General features: G+C 72.6%; 15 protein-coding genes and 3 pseudogenes. 12 read left to right on the forward strand and 6 right to left on the reverse strand.

Features of this window, described 5'->3' with window-relative positions:
- Positions 1–89: 89 nt before the first annotated feature.
- From ACFWBB_RS08445 to ACFWBB_RS08455, 3 genes are all read right to left on the reverse strand, one after another.
- Positions 90–485: a RidA family protein gene (locus ACFWBB_RS08445; protein ID WP_385268443.1), complete on the reverse strand. Its 396-nt coding sequence runs from the start codon at positions 483–485 to the stop codon at positions 90–92.
- 58 nt (positions 486–543) lie between these two features.
- Positions 544–2,121, reverse strand: a complete 1,578-nt coding sequence (locus ACFWBB_RS08450) for an alpha/beta hydrolase (RefSeq protein ID WP_385268446.1) — start codon at positions 2,119–2,121, stop codon at positions 544–546.
- Between the two features lie 147 nt (positions 2,122–2,268).
- Complete coding sequence (locus ACFWBB_RS08455) at positions 2,269–3,312, reverse strand: Rv2578c family radical SAM protein (protein ID WP_385268448.1); 1,044 nt, start codon at positions 3,310–3,312, stop codon at positions 2,269–2,271.
- 212 nt (positions 3,313–3,524) lie between these two features.
- Between ACFWBB_RS08455 and ACFWBB_RS08460 the strand changes: the two genes are divergently transcribed.
- The 5 genes and pseudogenes from ACFWBB_RS08460 to ACFWBB_RS08480 all read left to right on the forward strand — a co-directional run bounded on the left by ACFWBB_RS08460 (position 3,525) and on the right by ACFWBB_RS08480 (position 8,930).
- A complete protein-coding gene (locus ACFWBB_RS08460; protein WP_385268450.1) occupies positions 3,525–3,968 on the forward strand; it encodes an SRPBCC family protein in 444 nt (147 codons plus the stop codon).
- A gap of 275 nt (positions 3,969–4,243) precedes the next feature.
- Positions 4,244–4,929: pseudogene (locus ACFWBB_RS08465) on the forward strand (collagen binding domain-containing protein); the annotation flags it as partial.
- A gap of 100 nt (positions 4,930–5,029) precedes the next feature.
- Positions 5,030–7,597 (forward strand): SpoIIE family protein phosphatase, encoded by a 2,568-nt coding sequence (locus tag ACFWBB_RS08470; protein ID WP_385268452.1) that lies wholly within the window; start codon positions 5,030–5,032, stop codon positions 7,595–7,597.
- 151 nt (positions 7,598–7,748) lie between these two features.
- Positions 7,749–8,474: a class I SAM-dependent methyltransferase gene (locus tag ACFWBB_RS08475; protein ID WP_385268454.1), complete on the forward strand. Its 726-nt coding sequence runs from the start codon at positions 7,749–7,751 to the stop codon at positions 8,472–8,474.
- 102 nt (positions 8,475–8,576) lie between these two features.
- A complete protein-coding gene (locus ACFWBB_RS08480; protein ID WP_385268456.1) occupies positions 8,577–8,930 on the forward strand; it encodes a DoxX family protein in 354 nt (117 codons plus the stop codon).
- Between the two features lie 58 nt (positions 8,931–8,988).
- Here ACFWBB_RS08480 and ACFWBB_RS08485 read toward each other — a convergent pair whose 3' ends face one another.
- Positions 8,989–9,936, reverse strand: a complete 948-nt coding sequence (locus ACFWBB_RS08485; RefSeq protein ID WP_385268458.1) for a sigma-70 family RNA polymerase sigma factor — start codon at positions 9,934–9,936, stop codon at positions 8,989–8,991.
- Positions 9,937–10,265: 329 nt separating this feature from the next.
- Between ACFWBB_RS08485 and ACFWBB_RS08490 the strand changes: the two genes are divergently transcribed.
- From ACFWBB_RS08490 to ACFWBB_RS08515, 6 genes and pseudogenes are all read left to right on the forward strand, one after another.
- Positions 10,266–11,099 carry a M55 family metallopeptidase gene (locus ACFWBB_RS08490; protein WP_385268460.1) on the forward strand — a complete coding sequence of 278 codons (834 nt, stop codon included), beginning with the start codon at positions 10,266–10,268 and terminating at the stop codon, positions 11,097–11,099.
- Complete coding sequence (locus ACFWBB_RS08495; protein WP_385268462.1) at positions 11,092–12,396, forward strand: M20/M25/M40 family metallo-hydrolase; 1,305 nt, start codon at positions 11,092–11,094, stop codon at positions 12,394–12,396. Before ACFWBB_RS08490 ends, ACFWBB_RS08495 begins: the two co-directional genes overlap by 8 nt.
- A 15-nt stretch (positions 12,397–12,411) precedes the next feature.
- Positions 12,412–12,765, forward strand: a pseudogene (locus tag ACFWBB_RS08500) (S9 family peptidase); the annotation flags it as partial.
- Positions 12,766–12,974: 209 nt separating this feature from the next.
- Positions 12,975–13,898, forward strand: coding sequence for an LD-carboxypeptidase (locus tag ACFWBB_RS08505; RefSeq protein ID WP_385268464.1), 924 nt, complete (start codon positions 12,975–12,977; stop codon positions 13,896–13,898).
- Between the two features lie 131 nt (positions 13,899–14,029).
- A complete protein-coding gene (locus ACFWBB_RS08510; protein ID WP_385268466.1) occupies positions 14,030–14,278 on the forward strand; it encodes a DUF1049 domain-containing protein in 249 nt (82 codons plus the stop codon).
- Between the two features lie 20 nt (positions 14,279–14,298).
- On the forward strand, positions 14,299–14,844 hold the full coding sequence (locus ACFWBB_RS08515; protein WP_385268468.1) for a GNAT family N-acetyltransferase: 546 nt from the start codon (positions 14,299–14,301) through the stop codon (positions 14,842–14,844).
- On the opposite strand, the gene ACFWBB_RS08520 is transcribed toward ACFWBB_RS08515, so the two are convergent.
- Both ACFWBB_RS08520 and ACFWBB_RS08525 read right to left on the reverse strand, forming a co-directional pair.
- A complete protein-coding gene (locus tag ACFWBB_RS08520) occupies positions 14,822–15,169 on the reverse strand; it encodes a DUF6204 family protein (RefSeq protein WP_385268470.1) in 348 nt (115 codons plus the stop codon). The genes ACFWBB_RS08515 and ACFWBB_RS08520 overlap by 23 nt on opposite strands.
- 86 nt (positions 15,170–15,255) lie before the next feature.
- Positions 15,256–15,586: pseudogene (locus ACFWBB_RS08525) on the reverse strand (VOC family protein).
- A gap of 187 nt (positions 15,587–15,773) precedes the next feature.
- On the opposite strand from ACFWBB_RS08525, the gene ACFWBB_RS08530 reads away from it, so the two are divergent.
- Positions 15,774–16,280 (forward strand): phage holin family protein, encoded by a 507-nt coding sequence (locus ACFWBB_RS08530; protein WP_385268472.1) that lies wholly within the window; start codon positions 15,774–15,776, stop codon positions 16,278–16,280.
- Positions 16,281–16,404 lie beyond the last annotated feature (124 nt).

Raw genomic sequence — 16,404 nt, forward strand, 5'->3', positions numbered from 1 at the left:
GCAGGCTCCGTGTGGTCGGGAGCGGCCTCGCGGAGCCCTTTCCGTCCGTGCGCGGCACGGCCCCGCCGCGCCGGCGAGCGGGGCGGCCGTCAGTCCACCACCGCGAACGCCTCGATCTCCATCAGGAACTCCGGGCGGACCAGCGCGGCGACCTGCACGGCCGAGGCGGCGGGGAGCCGGTCGTCGGGTATGTGGGCGGCGCGGGCCCCGCGGATCGCCGGCATATGGGCCATGTCGGTGACGAAGTAGGTGAGTTTGACGACGTCGTCGAAGGTCGCCCCGGCCGCGGCGAGGCAGCGGCTCAGGTTCTCGAAGACCTGGCGTGCCTGGACCTGCGGGTCGCCCTCGCCGACCGGCCTGCCGTCCGCGTCGAGCGGGAGCTGACCCGCTATGGCCACGAAACGGCCGGTGCCCATGACGACATGGGAGTACTGGGTCGCCGCGGCGACCCCGGCGGGGGCGGGGATCCTGGTCGTTTCGCTCATGCGTCCATGGTGGACCAAGGGTCTGACAACGCCCCCGACGGGCCGGCCGGGTCACCGCTCAGCCACGGAACCCCAGCAGCCCGTGCAGCGTCGTGCCGTGGGCGGTGCGTGCCGCGACCTTCGAGGTCGGCGGCCTGGGGTCGGGCTGTGCCTTGCACACCGCGTCGACGCCGCCGGTCCCGCGCGGCACCGTGCCGTCCGTCAGGTACGTGGCCAGGTGCTTGTCCAGGCAGGTGTTCCCGCTCAGCGTGATGCCGTGGTTCTGGCCGCCCTCCTCGACGACGAGACTGGAGCCGCGCAGCAGCGCGTGGACCGTCGCACCGCCCTCGTACGGGGTGGCCGCGTCGTTCGTCGCCTGGAACAGCAGGGTCGGCGGCAGCTCGCCGTTGGTGATGTTCACTGGTCCCACGGGCTCGGTCGGCCAGAACGCGCACGGTGCGTTGTACCAGGCGTTGTTCCAGGCCATGAACGGTGCCTTGGCGTACACCGACCAGTTGTCCGTACGCCACTCGTCCCAGTCGCGCGGCCAGAAGGCGTCCCGGCACTGCACCGAGGTGTAGATGCTGTAGCCGTTGTCCCCAGCGGCGTCGACGGCGGCGAAGTTCTTGTACGCCTCGACCAGCGGGCCGGCGTCCTTGCCGTTCACGTACGCCGCGAACGCCTCGGCGAGGTGGGGCCAGTAACCGTTGTAATAGCCGCCGGGCAGGAAGGTGTCCTCCAGCTCCGAGGCGCCCACCCGGCCGCCGGCCGGCTTCTCGGCGAGGGCCGCCCGCATCGCGTACCACTTGGTCTCGACCTGTTCCGGGTCGGTGCCGAGCTTGTACGTCTTGTCGTACTTGGCGATCCAGGCCATCAGGGCGCGGTGCCGGTCGTTGAAGGCCAGATCCTGGGTGAGGTTGTCCTCGTACCAGACGCCCGTGGGGTCGACGATCGAGTCCAGGACCAGGCGCCGCACCCGCTGCGGGTAGAGCTTGGCGTACACCGCGCCGAGGTAGGTGCCGTACGAGTAGCCGAAGTAGTTCAGCTTCCGCGCGCCGAGCGCGGCCCGGATCGCGTCCATGTCCCGCACGGTGCTGAGCGTGTCGATGTGGGGCAGCACGCTCGCGTACTTTTTGACGCAGGCCGCCGCGAAGGATTTCGCGCGTGCGACGTTCGCCTGCTCGATCGCCTCGGTGCTCGGCACCGTGTCCGGGCGGACAGGGCCGAAGTGGCCGGGCTCGCAGTCCAGCGCGGGCGTGCTCCTGCCCACCCCGCGCGGGTCGAAGCCGATGACGTCGTACTGGGCCGACACGGCCTTCGGCAGTGCCGAGGCGACGAATCCGGCGAGGCTCAGCCCCCTGCCGCCGGGGCCTCCGGGGTTGACCAGCAGCGGGCCCTGGTACGCCTTCGCGGTGTGCGGGACGCGGGACAGCGCCAGCGTGATCTGCTGCCCGCCCGGCTGCTCGTGGTCTAGCGGCACCTTCAGGGAGGTGCACTGGAGCTTCGGCTGACCGGTGATGCCGCAGCTCTTCCAGCTGAGCTCCGCCGCGCGGGCGGCCTCCGCGGGGCGCGACGGGCTCGCGCCCGCGGGCACTGCGGTGACCGTCCCGGCCACGACGGCGGCGGCAGCGCACAGCACGGCTGCGCGTTGGTTCATGAAGTGCTCCCGGGACGACGACGAGGCCGCGGACGGCCGGACCGCGCAGGTCACGGCCCTTGCCGCATCGTCCCGAAAAGAGCGCCGGGCAGAACCTGTTCCGGCGTTACTTGACCCTTTCGGGTCGCCGGATGCGCTCGAACGCGCTCAGATCAGCGAGAGCTGGGTCGGCCCGGGCCCGGTCGGCTCCTCCACCGGCTCGGACAACGGGACCCGGCGGGGCATCCCCGCGCGCGTGGGGCCGATGCCGTACTCCTCTGCCAGCTCGTGCACCTGACGGGTGATCCGTCGCTGGTACCACTTCGGGGCGTAGGCGCCGTCCGCGTACAGCCGCTCGTACCGGCGCACCAGGTACGGGTGGTGCTGCCCGAGCCAGGCCATGAACCACTCCCGGGCGCCGGGGCGCAGGTGCAGCGCGAGCGGGGTGACGGAGGTGGCCCCGGCGGCCGCGATCGCCCGGACGGTGGCGCGCAGCTGGGCGGGTTCGTCGCCGAGGAACGGGATCACCGGTGCCATCAGCACCCCGCAGCCGATGCCGTGGCCGGTGAGGGTCCGTACGACGTCCAGGCGCCGCTCGGGGGCCGGGGTGCCCGGCTCGACGGTGCGCCACAGCTCGGTGTCGGTGAAGCCGACGGACACCGAGACGCCGACGTCGGTCACCTCGGCGGACTGCCGCAGCAGATCGAGGTCGCGCAGGATCAGGGTGCCCTTGGTCAGGATCGAGAAGGGGTTCGCCCGGTCGCGCAGGGCGGACAGGATCCCCGGCATCAGCCGGTAGCGGCCCTCCGCGCGCTGGTAGCAGTCGACGTTCGTGCCCATCGCGACGTGCTCCCCGTGCCAGCGGGGCGAGGCCAGCTGGCGGCGCAGCAGCTCCGGCGCGTTCACCTTGACGACGATCTGGGTGTCGAAGCCGGTCCCGGTGTCGAGGTCGAGATAGCTGTGCGTCTTGCGGGCGAAGCAGTACACACACGCGTGCGTGCAGCCCCGGTAGGGGTTCACCGTCCACTCGAACGGCATCCGGGAGGCTCCCGGTACCCGGTTGAGGATCGAGCGGGCCCGGATCTCGTGGAACGTGATGCCGGCGAACTCGGGCGTGTCGAACGTCCTGGTCGTGACCGCGTCCGCGCCGAACAGCGCGGCGTCCGCCGGCCGGTCGTGGCGGGTTTCCACGGTGAGGTTCTCCCAGCGCATGACGCCTCCTCGGTAGCACTGCCCCCACAATAGAACATCTGTTCCCATGATCGTGCGGCGTACCTTCCGCCAGCCGTTTCCGATCGCCCCGCGATCGCTTCCGGGACGCTTCCGGGACCCCGATTTGGGCGGCCGTGGACCGGGGTGGTTGGCTTGTCCCGAACTTGAGGAACCCCGAACAACCCTGAGCAACACGGACCTGGAGGAACCCCATGGCGCAGGTCGAGGCCACCACCGAGCGGGTCGTCGCTGCGAACCCGGAGAAGGTGTTCGACACCATCGCCGACTACAGCGGCGCGCGCGGGAAACTGCTGCCCCAGCACTTCAGCGAGTACGAGGTGCGCGAGGGCGGCGACGGCGAGGGCACCCTCGTCCACTGGAAGCTCCAGGCCACCAGCAAGCGCGTCCGGGACTGCCTCCTGGAGGTCGCCGAGCCGACGGACGGCGAACTCGTCGAGAAGGACCGCAACTCCTCGATGGTCACCGTCTGGCGGGTCACCCCGGCGGGTGAGGGCAAGTCCCGCGTCGTGGTCACCACCACATGGAGCGGCGCCGGTGGCGTCGGCGGCTTCTTCGAGCGGACGTTCGCACCCAAGGGCCTCAACCGGATCTACGACCTGATCCTCGCCAACCTCGCCGCCGAGGTCGAGAAGTAGTACAACCCCCGCGCGCCTAAGGCGTGTTGACCCTTTCGCCGGTTCGAGTGGATCTCCCTTGTGGCCGGCATGGCGCCGTAACTCGTCGCGCTTGCCCCTGGTTGTCGCTCGACGCGGGAATCGTGTGGCAGGTGCGACGAGGGGAGGGGCACATGGGCGGAACCACGCCGACGCAGGACGAGCCGGTCACGGCGGCCCCCGCGCAAGGCCCGCCCCCGGCGCCGGACGCCGCGCCGGAACCCGGCCGGCGCCGGGTGCGGCTCGTCTTCTTCTCGCGGTACGCGCTGTCCACGCCCGGCTCCGGGGCCCGTGTCCTGATCGCCGCCGCCGGTGGCCACCAGCCGCAGGCCGTCTCCTCACCGTCGGCGAGCGCCCCGTCGAGCTCGACGTCGTCCTCGGCGGCGCCGGACTCCTGGCCGGGAGCGTCGTGACGGCGGACGGCGCCCCGGTGCGGGACGCCACCGTCACCCTCACCGACGTGCACGGCGAGGTCGTCGCCGGCACCCGCAGCGGACGGGAGGGCGGCCACGTCGTCACCGAGCTGATCGCCGGGGGGCACACCCTCGCCGCCGCGCGGGCGGCGACCGCCCGGCCGCCCTGCCGGTCGGCGTCCAGGCGGCCCACGAGACCCGCCAGGACGTCGAACTCACGGGCGGCGACCTGCTGCGCGGCACCGTCCGGGCCACCGGCGAGGCCCGTCGAGGACGCGCGCGTGACCCTCCCGGACGCGGCGGGCAACGTCGTGGACACCCTCACCACGGGACCCGACGGCACGTTCCGCTTCGTCGACCCGTCGTCGGGCGAGTACACCGTCGTCGCCGCCGGTCGCCCACCGGTCGCCACCGTCCTGCACATGGCGGGCGGCGGACGCACGGAACGCGATCTGCAACTCGGCCACGAGGACCGACCGCACCGCGAGCGGGCGCCGGAACGGACGGCGTACCCCGGCGCGCCCCGGTGAAACCAATTCCAGGATTGCCGCACATGCCGAGCGACGTGCGCCGTACGGTGGTGACGGCGCGACAGATCTTGCACAGCTCTGGGGAGAGAGGGCCTGGGCCATGGACCGTGGCACCGAGAGGGACGCACCTCCCAGCCGCGGAGCCGGGAGTGGCGCGCCCCACGCGGCGAGCGAGGCGAGCGCGGCGTCCCCCCGCCAGGAGGGTGGGGGAGGGCCCGCCGACGCCGCCCGTGTCCCACTGGCGGTGGTCGTGGTGGACCGTGAGGGCCTCGTCTCGCACTGGAGCACCGGCGCACGCCGGCTCTTCGGAGTCGCCAAGGAAGAGGCGATCGGCCGTCCCGCGATCGACCTGCTCCCCGTCTCCGGAGCCCTCCCCGAGCCGGACGACGACCTCCCGGGCGGCGGCTACGGGGGACACGGGGGCTACGAGGACATCGCGGCCTACGACGGTCTCGGGCCCGGCCTCGACTCCTCCCTCGACCGCGGTCTCGGCTACCCGGCCGCCGGACGCGCCCGGCTGACCGTGCCCGGGCGGGACCGCGACCGTGACCGTGTCGACGTGTTGTGGTGGGCGTACCCGCTGGTCGGACCGGGCACTGAACGGCTGCTGGTGCTCGCCGCGGACGCCGCGGGACTGCGGCAGGACGAACCGGCCGCCCCGCTCGCCGTCGAACGCATCGCACCCGCGTTCGCCCTGCACACCGACTTCCCCGGCGCCGCGGAACTCGCCCGCCGGCTGCCCGAGATCCTGCCCAGCATGAGCGTCGGCGAAAGTGCCCGCATCGTCGGACAGGTCCTCGAACTCGGCTACCCCGTACTGGAGTTCAGTCAGAACGACCGGGTCCCCGTGACCCCGGACTGGGGAGTGGCCCGGCGCGTCGAGCGCAGAGCGCGCCGCGAGCGGGCCGCCCGCGCCGTCGCCGAAGGGACGCCCACCCCGCAGGAGCCCGACGACGAGGGCGAGGACCTCGAGTACGTCGCCGTCCGCGAGCGGCTGGAGTTCCTCAACGAGGTCAGCGGGAAGATCGGCACCTCCCTCGACCTCTCCCGCACCATCCTCGAGGTCAGCAGAGCCGTCGTCCCCCGCTTCACCGACGTCGCCGGCACCTATCTGCGCGAACAGGTCGTCGCCGGTGAGGGATTCCCCGACGGTGTGCCGGACACGACCACCATGTGGCACCGGGTCGCCGTCGAGCACACCGACGAACCCGGCCGCTGGGACGACGTCGTACCCGTCGGTGAGGCCATGCCGTTCCCCGCGCACACCCCGTTCTTCCAGTGCATGACCACCGGCCGGCCCGTCCTCGTGCCGCGCATCAGCGAGCGGATGGGCCACGCCATCGCCTCGCAGTTCGAGAAGCGTGACATCCGGCCCCTGATCACCGGCCGCTCCATGCTGGTCGTCCCCCTGAAGGCCCGTAACGTCGTTCTCGGCTTCATGATCCTGCTGCGCCACCCGGAGCGCGCCCTCTTCAACGACATGGACCGGGTCACCGGCGCCGAACTCGCCGCCCGCGCGGGACTCGTGCTCGACAACGCCCGGATGTACACCCATCAGGAGAGCGTCGCCGAGACCCTCCAGGACAGCATGCTGCCGCACATCCCGCCGCGCATGGCGGGCTGTGACATCGCCACCCGCTATCTGCCGGGCACCCTGCTGGGACGGGTCGGCGGCGACTGGTTCGACTCGGTGAAGCTGCCCGGCGCGCGCACCGCCCTCGTCGTCGGCGACGTCATGGGCCACGGGCTCAACTCCGCCGCGATGATGGGCCAGTTGCGGACGGCCGTGCAGACCATGGCCGCCCTTGATCTACCGCCCTCCCAACTCCTGCGCAATCTCGACGACTTGGCGCAGCGGCTGGGGGACACCTACCTCGCGACCTGTCTGTACGCCGTCTACGACCCGATCGTGGGCGAGCTGCACCTCGCCAACGCGGGCCACATCCCTCCCGTGCTGGTGCGTGCCGCCGACGGCCGCAGCGAACTCCTCGATCTGCCCACCGGCGCGCCCATCGGCGTCGGCGGCGTGCCCTTCGAGGCGGTACGCGTGCGCGTGGAGCCCGGCGACCGGCTGGTGATGTGCACCGACGGGCTGGTCGAGGTGCGCGGCGAGGACATCGGCGTAGGACTCGCGACCCTCTGCGAGTCGGCGGCCCATCCGGCCGCCTCCATGGACGACGCATGCGACACCATCATCCGTTCCCTCGCCGCGACGTTCTCGGAAGCGGCCCGCGGCGGCCGCAAGGACGACGTCGCCCTGCTCATGACCCGTCTCAACGGCATCGCGCCGGACGACGTCGCCGAATGGCGGTTCCCGCTCGACCCGGCGGAGGTCGGCCGGGCCCGCGCGGTGGTCCGGGAGCAACTCCACGACTGGAGCCTGGAGCGGCTCGCCGACGCCGCCGAACTCATGGTGAGCGAACTCGTCACCAATGCCGTACGGCACTCCCGCCAAAACCCCGTGGCCCTGCGTCTCGTACGCGGTGACACGCTGCTGTGCGAGGTCGAGGACGACGATCACGAACTGCCGACCCTGCTGAGCGCCGGACCCGGCGACGCGTCCGGGCGGGGGCTGCGCGTGGTGAGCACGCTGGCCCGCGAGTGGGGGACCAGCCGTACGGGCGCGGGCAAGTCCGTGTGGTTCGAACTGACGCTGCCGCGCCGCTGAGCGCGACCGGCCCGGACCCGCGGGACGGCGTACGGAGCCCGAACGCGGCGTGAAGGAACGCGCACCGCGCTTGTCGCGCCGACCGGGGAGCGATAGACCGTACTCGCCCGTCACTTACGACGGATCGGCCTTGCGACCTGGGGAGTTGTGCATGAGCGTGACGAGTCGGTACCGGGAGGCGTGGGAGGGCTTCTGGCGCGAGGCTCCGGACGAGGCGGGTGGCGTGTTCTGGGACGCCGATCCGAAGGTCACCGCGGCTCTCCACCTGGCCCTCTTCGAACCCCATCTCGCGCACCCGGGACTGGCTTTGCTGGACCTCGGCTGCGGAAACGGCACCCAGACCCGGTACTTCGCCGACCGGTTCCCGCATGTGGTCGGCGCCGACCTGTCCGCCGCGGCGGTCGACCGCGCCCGCCGCGCCGACCCCGCCGGGCAGGCGACGTACCGGCTGCTGGACGCGGCCGAGAAGGGCGCGGCCGAGACGCTGCACGCCGAACTCGGTGACACCAACGTCTACATGAGGGGCGTCCTGCACCAGTGCGAGCCCGACGACCGGCAGCCGCTGGTGGACGCGATCGCCGCGCTGGTGGGGGAGCGCGGCCGGGTCTTCCTCGTCGAACTGTCGGAGGCGGCCCGCCCCGTCCTCGGCGGCCTGGCGCAGGGCCCGGCCGGTCCGCCGCCGAAACTCGCGCCGATCTTCCGGCACGGCATCGCCCCCGGCGAGGTGGCCGACGACGCGGTGCCCACATATCTGCGCACCGCCGGTCTCACGATCCTGGCCTCGGGTGAACTCCCTCTCATCACCACGGAGTTCGCGCCCGACGGCACCCGGATCGAGCTGCCGTCGAAGTGGCTGGTGGCCGCGCGCGTCAAGTGACCGCCGTCACACCACGTACAGCTCCCGCGGCTGTCACACTCACGCGGCGCACCGTGTCAGGGGGGTGAAGGAAAGCCGAAAACCCCCTGAGGAGCTGCTGAGATGTCCACCGACTACTCCACTGCCTACGTCGTCGTCACCGTCGTCGGAGCCGTCATGGCGGGCTTCTCGGCCGCCTCGGTCTTCCTCGGCGCCGAGTGGACAGTGAAGCCGCTCGCCGACTACGGAGTGCCGCGCTCGTGGTGGGTGTGGCTCGGCGCGGCCAAGGCCGCGGGCGCGGCCGGTCTGCTGGCCGGACTGTTCGTGCCCGTGGTCGGTGTGCTCGCCGCGGTCGGTCTGGTCCTGTACTTCCTCGGCGCCGCCGTCACCGTGCTGCGGGCCCGCTGGTTCTCGCACCTGCCGTTCCCGCTCGTCTACGCGGCCCCTGCGGTGGCCTCACTGGTGCTTGCCTTCTGAGAGCGGCGCGGAGCGTGGTGCGGGGCGACCGGGAACTCCGGTCGCCCCGACCCGTTTGTCAGTCCTCGGCCCCGGCGGAATCCGCTCCGGTCGCGTCCACCCCGATGGGGCCGGCGCTCATGGGGTCGAGCACCGCCACCTCGATGCCGTCCAGCCGCTTCCGGTCCGCCACCACGTCGATCCCGGTGATCCCGTCGACCGTGATCGTGAACAGCAGCACCAGCCGCAGCCTGCCGTGCGGCGCCATCGCGAGGCCGACCCGGCCGTCGAGCAGCGCGAGGCCGGTGAACCGGGCCCGGCCGGTCGCCGCCATCGCTCCCTCGGCCACCGCCCGGGCGCCGCTGACCGTGACGGATACGGACGTCGGGACGACGAAGCGGTCCGCGGTGAGGACCACGTCCGGGTGCAGCAGCGCGAGCAGCGCCTCGAAGTCGCCGTCCCTGGTCGCGGCCAGGAACGCGGCGGCGACCCGGCGTTGCCGGGCGCGGTCGGAGGCGGACCCGGGTGCGGCACCCCTGACGCGGCGGCGGGCCCGGCTGGCCAGCTGCCGCGCTGTGGCCGGCGTGCGCTCGATCATCGGGGCGATGTCGTCGAACGGCACGGCGAACAGGTCGTGCAGCACGAACGCCAGCCGCTCGGCCGGGGCGAGCGTGTCCAGGACGACGAGGAGCGCCACCCCCACCGAGTCGGCGAGCAGCGCCTCCTCCTCGGGGTCGCCGCCGTCCCGCCTCCCGGCGGCAGGCTCGGTCACCGGGGCGTCCAGGGGCACTTCGGGCCGCGTTGCGCGGGAACGGAGCATGTTCAGGCACACCCTGCCCACGACCGTGGTCAGCCACCCGCTGAGGTTCTCCACGTCGCCGACGTCCGCCCGGGCCGCCCTGAGCCATGTCTCCTGCAGGGCGTCCTCCGCCTCGCTGAGCGAACCGAGCATGCGATGGGCGACGGCACGCAGATGAGGCCGGTCGGCCTCGAAGCGCTCCGGTGGCAGGGTGGTGTGCGTGGTCATGGGTCCCCGTTCGTGTCACTGCGGTGCCGACTGGTGTGTCGGCTCGTGTGAGCCGATCACAGCACGCGCGGGGTCGGCCGCACCAACGTCTTCCCGGAAGACGGGACGTTGCGGTGTGAGCGGTGAGCGCTGAGCGGTGCGCGGTGCGCGGCAGCCCGGACAGCAGGCGGCTGGTCAGCAGCCGGATGCCGGAGGCGGCCACGGCGCGGGCGAGCGCCCCGCACACCACGCCGCCGGGGCTGAAGCGCGGCTACGAACGGAGTCGCTCCCCGGGAAACCGGGGCGCGGGCCGATAAACTCGGGTCTCCTTGACTGGACGGGGGCCGCACGTGAAGATCCTCATCAGCGCCGACATGGAGGGCGCCACCGGCGTCACCTGGCCGGCCGACGTGCTGCCGGGGACGCCGGAGTGGGATCGCTGCCGGTCGATGTTCACCTCGGACGTCAACGCCGCCGTGCAGGGCTTCTTCGACGGCGGTGCGGACGAGGTCCTGGTCAACGAGGCCCACTCGACCATGCGCAACCTGCTTCTCGAGCAGCTCGACGAGCGGGTGGAGATGCTCACGGGCCGGCACAAGTCGCTCTCCATGGTGGAGGGCGTCCAGCACGGCGACGTCGATGGCATCGCGTTCGTCGGCTACCACGCGGGCGCCGGCATGGAGGGCGTCCTCGCCCACACCTACCTCGCCAACTCCCTCACCGGTGTCTGGCTGAACGACGTACGGGCCAGCGAGGGGCTGCTCAACGCGCACGTCGTCGCGGAGTACGGGGTGCCCGTCGTCCTCGTCACCGGCGACGACGTGGCCTGCGAGGACGCGCTCGGGTACGCGCCCGGAGCGCTGAAGGTCGCGGTCAAGGACCACGTCTCCCGATACGCGGCCGTGTGCCGCACCCCGGCCCGTACCGCCACCGAAATCCGGGCGGCGGCGAAGGCGGCGACCCAGCTGGCGGTTCGTCAGGAACCGGTAGCGGGCGGTCCGTTCACCGTCGCCGTGGAGTTCGACGCCGAGCACCTCGCGATGGCGGCCACCGTCGTGCCCGGTGTCGCCCGCGTCGGTGAGCGGAAGATCGCCTACACCAGCGGCACCATGTACGAGGGCATCCGTACCTTCAAGGCGGTCACCACGATCGTCTCGGCCGCGATCGAGGAGCAGTATGGCTGACGTGCAGGCGTGCGAGGAGGTGGTCCGCTTCACCTCCGACCTCATCCGCATCGACACCACCAACCGGGGCGGCGGCGACTGCCGGGAACGCCCCGCCGCCGAGTACGCGGCCGCGCTGCTCGCCGACGCCGGCATCGAACCGACCCTCCTCGAACGCGCCCCGGGGCGGACCAACGTCGTCGGCCGCGTCGCGGGGACCGACCCGGCCGCGGACGCGCTGCTCGTCCACGGTCACCTGGACGTCGTCCCCGCCGAGGCCGCCGACTGGAGCGTCCACCCGTTCTCCGGGGAGGTGCGCGACGGGGTCCTGTGGGGACGCGGCGCGGTAGACATGAAGAACATGGACGCGATGATCCTGGCCGTGCTGCGGTCCTGGGCCCGGCAGGGCGTCCGGCCCCGGCGCGACCTGGTCATCGCCTTCACCGCCGACGAGGAGGCCAGCGCCCAGGACGGCGCCGGGTTTCTCGCCGACCGGCATCCGGGACTCTTCGAGGGCTGCACCGAGGCCATCGGCGAATCGGGGGCGTTCACCTTCCACGACGGCGCCGGACGCGAGATCTACCCCATCGCGGCGGGTGAGCGCGGCACCGGCTGGCTGAAGCTGACCGCGCGCGGGCGCGCCGGACACGGCTCCAAGGTCAACCGGGAGAACGCGGTGACCCGGCTGGCCGCGGCCGTCACCCGCATCGGCGAGCACGAATGGCCGCTGCGGCTCACCCCGACCGTCCGCGCCGCCCTCACCGAACTCGCCGCGCTGTACGGTGTCGAACCCGACCTGCACGATGTGTCCGGCCTGCTGGCGAAGCTCGGCCCGGCGGCCGCGCTGGTCGAGGCGACCGTCCGCAACAGCGCCAACCCGACGATGCTGGACGCCGGTTACAAGGTCAACGTGATCCCGGGGGAGGCCGTCGCCCACGTGGACGGCCGCTATCTCGCGGGCGCCGAGGACGAGTTCCGTTCGACGCTCGACCAACTCACCGGCCCCGACGTCGACTGGGAGTTCCACCACCGTGAAGTCGCCCTCGAGGCACCTGTGGACGCCCCTCTCTACGCCCGTATGCGCGCCGCCGTGGAGGAGTTCGCGCCCGAGGGGCACGTGGTGCCGTACTGCATGTCCGGCGGCACGGACGCCAAGCAGTTCTCACGGCTCGGCATCACCGGCTACGGCTTCGCACCGCTGAAGCTCCCGGAGGGCTTCGACTACCAGGCCCTCTTCCACGGCGTCGACGAACGGGTCCCGGTGGACGCGCTGCACTTCGGGGTCCGCGTGCTCGACCGGTTCCTGCGGACGGCATAGGCGAGCGGGGAGAACATGCGGGTCCTGCCGTACGGTTCCTGACCCTCACCCGTCGACGCGACGCTCGCCGGCACGCACGACGGGCGCCCCGAGTACGTCGGCTTCGTCGGCGACGACGTGTGGTGGACCGCGCCCCGGCCGGCCGCGCACGGCCGCCGCACCCTGGCCCGGCGCCGCCCGGACGGCACGGAGGAGTCCGTCCTGCCCGCGCCGTGGAACGACCGCAGCCGGGTCGTCGAGTACGGCGGACAGCCGTGGGCCGGCGCCCTGCGCGACGGCCGGCTCCCGGTGGTGTTCGTGCACTTCGCCGACCAGCGGCTGTGCGTGCTCGAGCCCGGGTCCGAGCCCGGCGGTGCGCCACGGCCGCTAGGACGACGTGATCTGCCCGCCCGGTGCGAGCGGTTCCTGGGCCCGGCCGGCGGGGCGGCCGGTGCCGCACGCGTACCTGGCGTTCGAGGAGAGGGACACGGGTTCCGGCAGGTGGCGACGATGGTGCGCGCGCTGGAGGCCGAGCTCTCGCTGTACGCTCAGGTGTTCGGGCTGCGCCCGCCCGGAATCCCCAGGTTGGAGCTCATGCCGTGAAGGAACTCGTGCGGCCGTCCCGGCTGGCCCCCGGTGCCCGGGTCGCGGTCGTCGCGCCCAGCGGGCCGGTGGCGGAGGAGCGGCTCCAGGCCGGACTCGACCTGTTGCGCGGCTGGGACCTCGACCCGGTGGTAGCACCCCATGTGCTCGACCGGCACGGCCGTCTGCCGCACCTCGCGGGAACCGATGCCGACCGGGCCGCCGACCTCCAGCAGGCCTGGTGCGATCCGCGCGTCGACGCCGTGCTGTGCGCGCGCGGCGGCTACGGCGCCCAGCGCCTCGTCGATCTGCTCGACTGGGACGCGATGCGGGCGGCCGGGCCGAAGGTGTTCCTCGGCTTCAGCGACGCCACCACCCTGCACGAGGCGTTCGCCGTCCGGCTGGGCCTGGTCACGCTGTACGGGCCGGTGGCCGCGGGCGTCGACTTCATCAAGAACGCCCGCGCCCAGGAGCATCTCAGAGCCACCCTGTTCGCCCCGGAGACCGTCCGAACACTCGGTTCCACCGGCACCGCCCTGGCGCCGGGGCGGGCACGGGGCGTCACCCTGGGCGGCTGTCTGACGCTGCTCGCCACCGGCTACGGCACCCCGCACACCCGCGTCGGCGCCCGCGGCGGGCTGCTCCTGATCGAGGACGTGGGGGAGTCGCCGTACCGGGTCGACCGCGCGCTCACCCAGCTTCTTCGCACCGGCTGGCTGGACGGCGTCGCGGGCGTCGCGCTCGGCTCCTGGGACCGGTGCGGCCCCTACGAGGCGCTGCGCCCGGTCCTCGCGGACCGGCTCGGCGGCCTCGGTGTCCCCGTCGTCGAGGAGCTCGGATTCGGCCACTGCGAGGGCGCGCTGACCGTGCCCTTCGGCGTGCCCGCCACCCTCGACGCGGAAGAGGGCACCCTGACCCTCGACGCGCCCGCCCTGCGCTGACGCGCCCGCCCTGCGCTGACACCCTCGCCCTACGCCCGTGCGTCACCGTTCCGCGTCGGCCGGAGACCAGGCCTCACCGGGAGGGCATGCCTCACCGTGCGTGAGCGGGGCCCGGGGCGCACCCTGGTCGTATGAGCCCGAAGACCTCGAAGGCCTCGAAGAGGGGTGGCAGGGGCGGAGCGATGACGCCGGGCCGGATCGCCGTCCTGGTGCTCGCCGCCCTCTCCCTGATCTTCATCTTCGAGAACACCCGCCCCACGAAGATCCGGCTGCTGATCCCCGAGGTGACGGTGCCGCTGTGGACGGCGCTCCTGGCCATGGGGATCGTCGGCGCCCTGTGCGGCGCCCACTTCGCGTATTTCAAGAAACGCCGCAGGTGACCTGGTCGTACGCTGTCCGGATGCCGCACACCGCATCCCGCTATCTCGCCGAGGGCCCCCGAGTGGGCATACGCCACTTCACCTACGAGGACGGGCCGGAGTTCACCGCCCGCGCGCGGGAGAGCAAGGACCTGCACCACCCGTGGCTGTTCCCACCGGCGACCGCCGACGCGTACACGGCCTACGCGGGCCGGCTGATCGAGGACCCGTCGAAGGCCGGCTTCCTCGTGTGCACCCGGGAGGACGGGGCCGTCGCGGGGTTCGTCAACATCAACAACATCGTCCAGGGAGGCTTCCAGTGCGGCGCGCTGGGTTACGGCGCCTTCGCGCACGCGGCCGGACGCGGGCTGATGCGCGAGGCGCTCGACCTCGTGGTGGACCACGCCTTCGGAGCGATGCGGCTGCACCGGCTGGAGATCAACGCACAGCCCGCGAACGCCGCCTCGATCGCCCTCGCCCGCAGCTGCGGCTTCCGCCTGGAGGGCTTCTCCCCGAAGATGATCTACATGGACGGGGCGTGGCGGGACCACGAGCGGTGGGCGATCACCGCCGAGATGCGGGTTTGAAGTTGATCTTCATGGTGTCGAGATCCGTGACCGTCGACCTCAGTCCGGTGAAGCCGTGGCCGAGTTCCCGCAGCGTCGTCTCGGCGCGCTCCTCGGCGAGCGCGCCCGCCATCTCCTCACCGTCCGCCGCGTCCGACACCACCACGTAGCGCATCGAGAAGTGCTTCAGCGGCGACGGCTCGTACGACAGCGTGCCCTCCTCGGTGAACCGCATGCTCGTCAGGCCGTGGTCGGCGGCCTCGGCGAGGAGGCGGGTTCGTGCCTCGTCCGTGAGACCGTCCCAGGTGCCCCGGACGATCACCCGGTAGGTGTGCTGCTCACTCACTGTCGCTCCTTCAGGCCTGCCGTCGAACGCCCGACTCTACGTCCGCGACGACGCACCGCACGCGGAATTTTTCCGCGCCCGGCGCCTCACGACCCGCGCCGGTCCACGTACTCGTACACCGCTCCGTCCGGGTGCCGGGCGATCAGGTCGCGGCCCACCGGAGTCGGCACCGGACCGGCGATGACGTCCCCGCGCCCAGCGCGGTCAGGGCCCGGTGGGCCTCGTCGACGTCCGTGACGGCGATCGTCGCGGCCATCTTGCGCAGCAGCTCCAGCTCGGCCGGAGGCCTGCTCGTCAGCAGGAACCAGCCGACCGCGGCCACCTGCATTCCGCCCCGCTCGAAGCGGAGCGCGCCGGTGCCCGCCGGCCGCTCGTAGAAGGAGACCAGGCCTCCAGATCGTCGGCACAGACACGCAGTGCGCTCCCAGGATGTCCATGCGGACGAGCCTGGTCGGGGCGGCCGCGGTGCGGTGATCTTTTCACCCGATCCCCGACCGGTCGTCCCTTCCCGAAGCGGATCGGACCGTCCCGGGTCTCTCCCGGCCCCCGCTCGGCGCGCCGGTCCGCGGAGTTAACTGTTCATGACAGCGGGTACCCGACGGCCATGGAGCGCATCGATCATCTGGAGCATCTGGACAGGCATCTGGTCGACGAACTCGCGCAGGTGGCGCGGGAGACGATCCGCGAGGAGCTGCGCGAGCAGACCCGCAAGCAGCGCCGTACGGCGATGCTGTACGCGGCGTCCGGCGCCGTCGCCCTCTACGCGGGCGCGGCCGTCGCACTCGCGGTGGGACTGGCCCTCGACATCGGTCTGCCCGGCTGGGCCGCCGCGTTGATCACCGCCGCGATCCTCGCGGCCGTCGCGTACCTGCTGCGCGGCGCCGCCAAGCCGCACGCGTCGTCGTCCCGGCCCACGCCCGTGGGCGAAGCGGAAGCGCACCGTGCCCCCGGCCGGGTCATCGGCGGCACGCCGCCGGCCGGACCGCCCAGCGGTACCGGGGTGCCGTACCCCCCGATGCCGCCCATCGCGCCCGGTGCCCGGGTGCCGGCGCCGGGCGAGGCGCCGCGCGCGGACGACATCGATCCCGAGGGCCCGCACCACCGGTTCTGACGCGCGTACCGTGCACACCGCACCTCCGCCGAAGTGACGTATCCGCGTCACGTGTCCGGCACCAGGGCGGCCCCGCGGCAACAGTTGCCGCGGGGGCGCCCGGTGCGGGCCCCCGAGGAGTTGA

The sequence above is a fragment of the Streptomyces sp. NPDC060000 genome, from assembly GCF_042737375.1.
Lineage (GTDB): Bacteria > Actinomycetota > Actinomycetes > Streptomycetales > Streptomycetaceae > Streptomyces.

Coding starts and splice junctions, on each gene's coding strand:
- ACFWBB_RS08455 (WP_385268448.1), bottom strand. CDS start 3,312: ATGCGCTGGGAGAACCTCACCGTGGAAACCCGCCACGACCGGCCGGCG.
- ACFWBB_RS08460 (WP_385268450.1), top strand. CDS start 3,525: ATGGCGCAGGTCGAGGCCACCACCGAGCGGGTCGTCGCTGCGAACCCG.
- ACFWBB_RS08485 (WP_385268458.1), bottom strand. CDS start 9,936: ATGACCACGCACACCACCCTGCCACCGGAGCGCTTCGAGGCCGACCGG.
- ACFWBB_RS08450 (WP_385268446.1), bottom strand. CDS start 2,121: ATGAACCAACGCGCAGCCGTGCTGTGCGCTGCCGCCGCCGTCGTGGCC.
- ACFWBB_RS08480 (WP_385268456.1), top strand. CDS start 8,577: ATGTCCACCGACTACTCCACTGCCTACGTCGTCGTCACCGTCGTCGGA.
- ACFWBB_RS08445 (WP_385268443.1), bottom strand. CDS start 485: ATGAGCGAAACGACCAGGATCCCCGCCCCCGCCGGGGTCGCCGCGGCG.
- ACFWBB_RS08470 (WP_385268452.1), top strand. CDS start 5,030: ATGGACCGTGGCACCGAGAGGGACGCACCTCCCAGCCGCGGAGCCGGG.
- ACFWBB_RS08530 (WP_385268472.1), top strand. CDS start 15,774: ATGGAGCGCATCGATCATCTGGAGCATCTGGACAGGCATCTGGTCGAC.
- ACFWBB_RS08495 (WP_385268462.1), top strand. CDS start 11,092: ATGGCTGACGTGCAGGCGTGCGAGGAGGTGGTCCGCTTCACCTCCGAC.
- ACFWBB_RS08510 (WP_385268466.1), top strand. CDS start 14,030: ATGAGCCCGAAGACCTCGAAGGCCTCGAAGAGGGGTGGCAGGGGCGGA.
- ACFWBB_RS08475 (WP_385268454.1), top strand. CDS start 7,749: ATGAGCGTGACGAGTCGGTACCGGGAGGCGTGGGAGGGCTTCTGGCGC.
- ACFWBB_RS08515 (WP_385268468.1), top strand. CDS start 14,299: ATGCCGCACACCGCATCCCGCTATCTCGCCGAGGGCCCCCGAGTGGGC.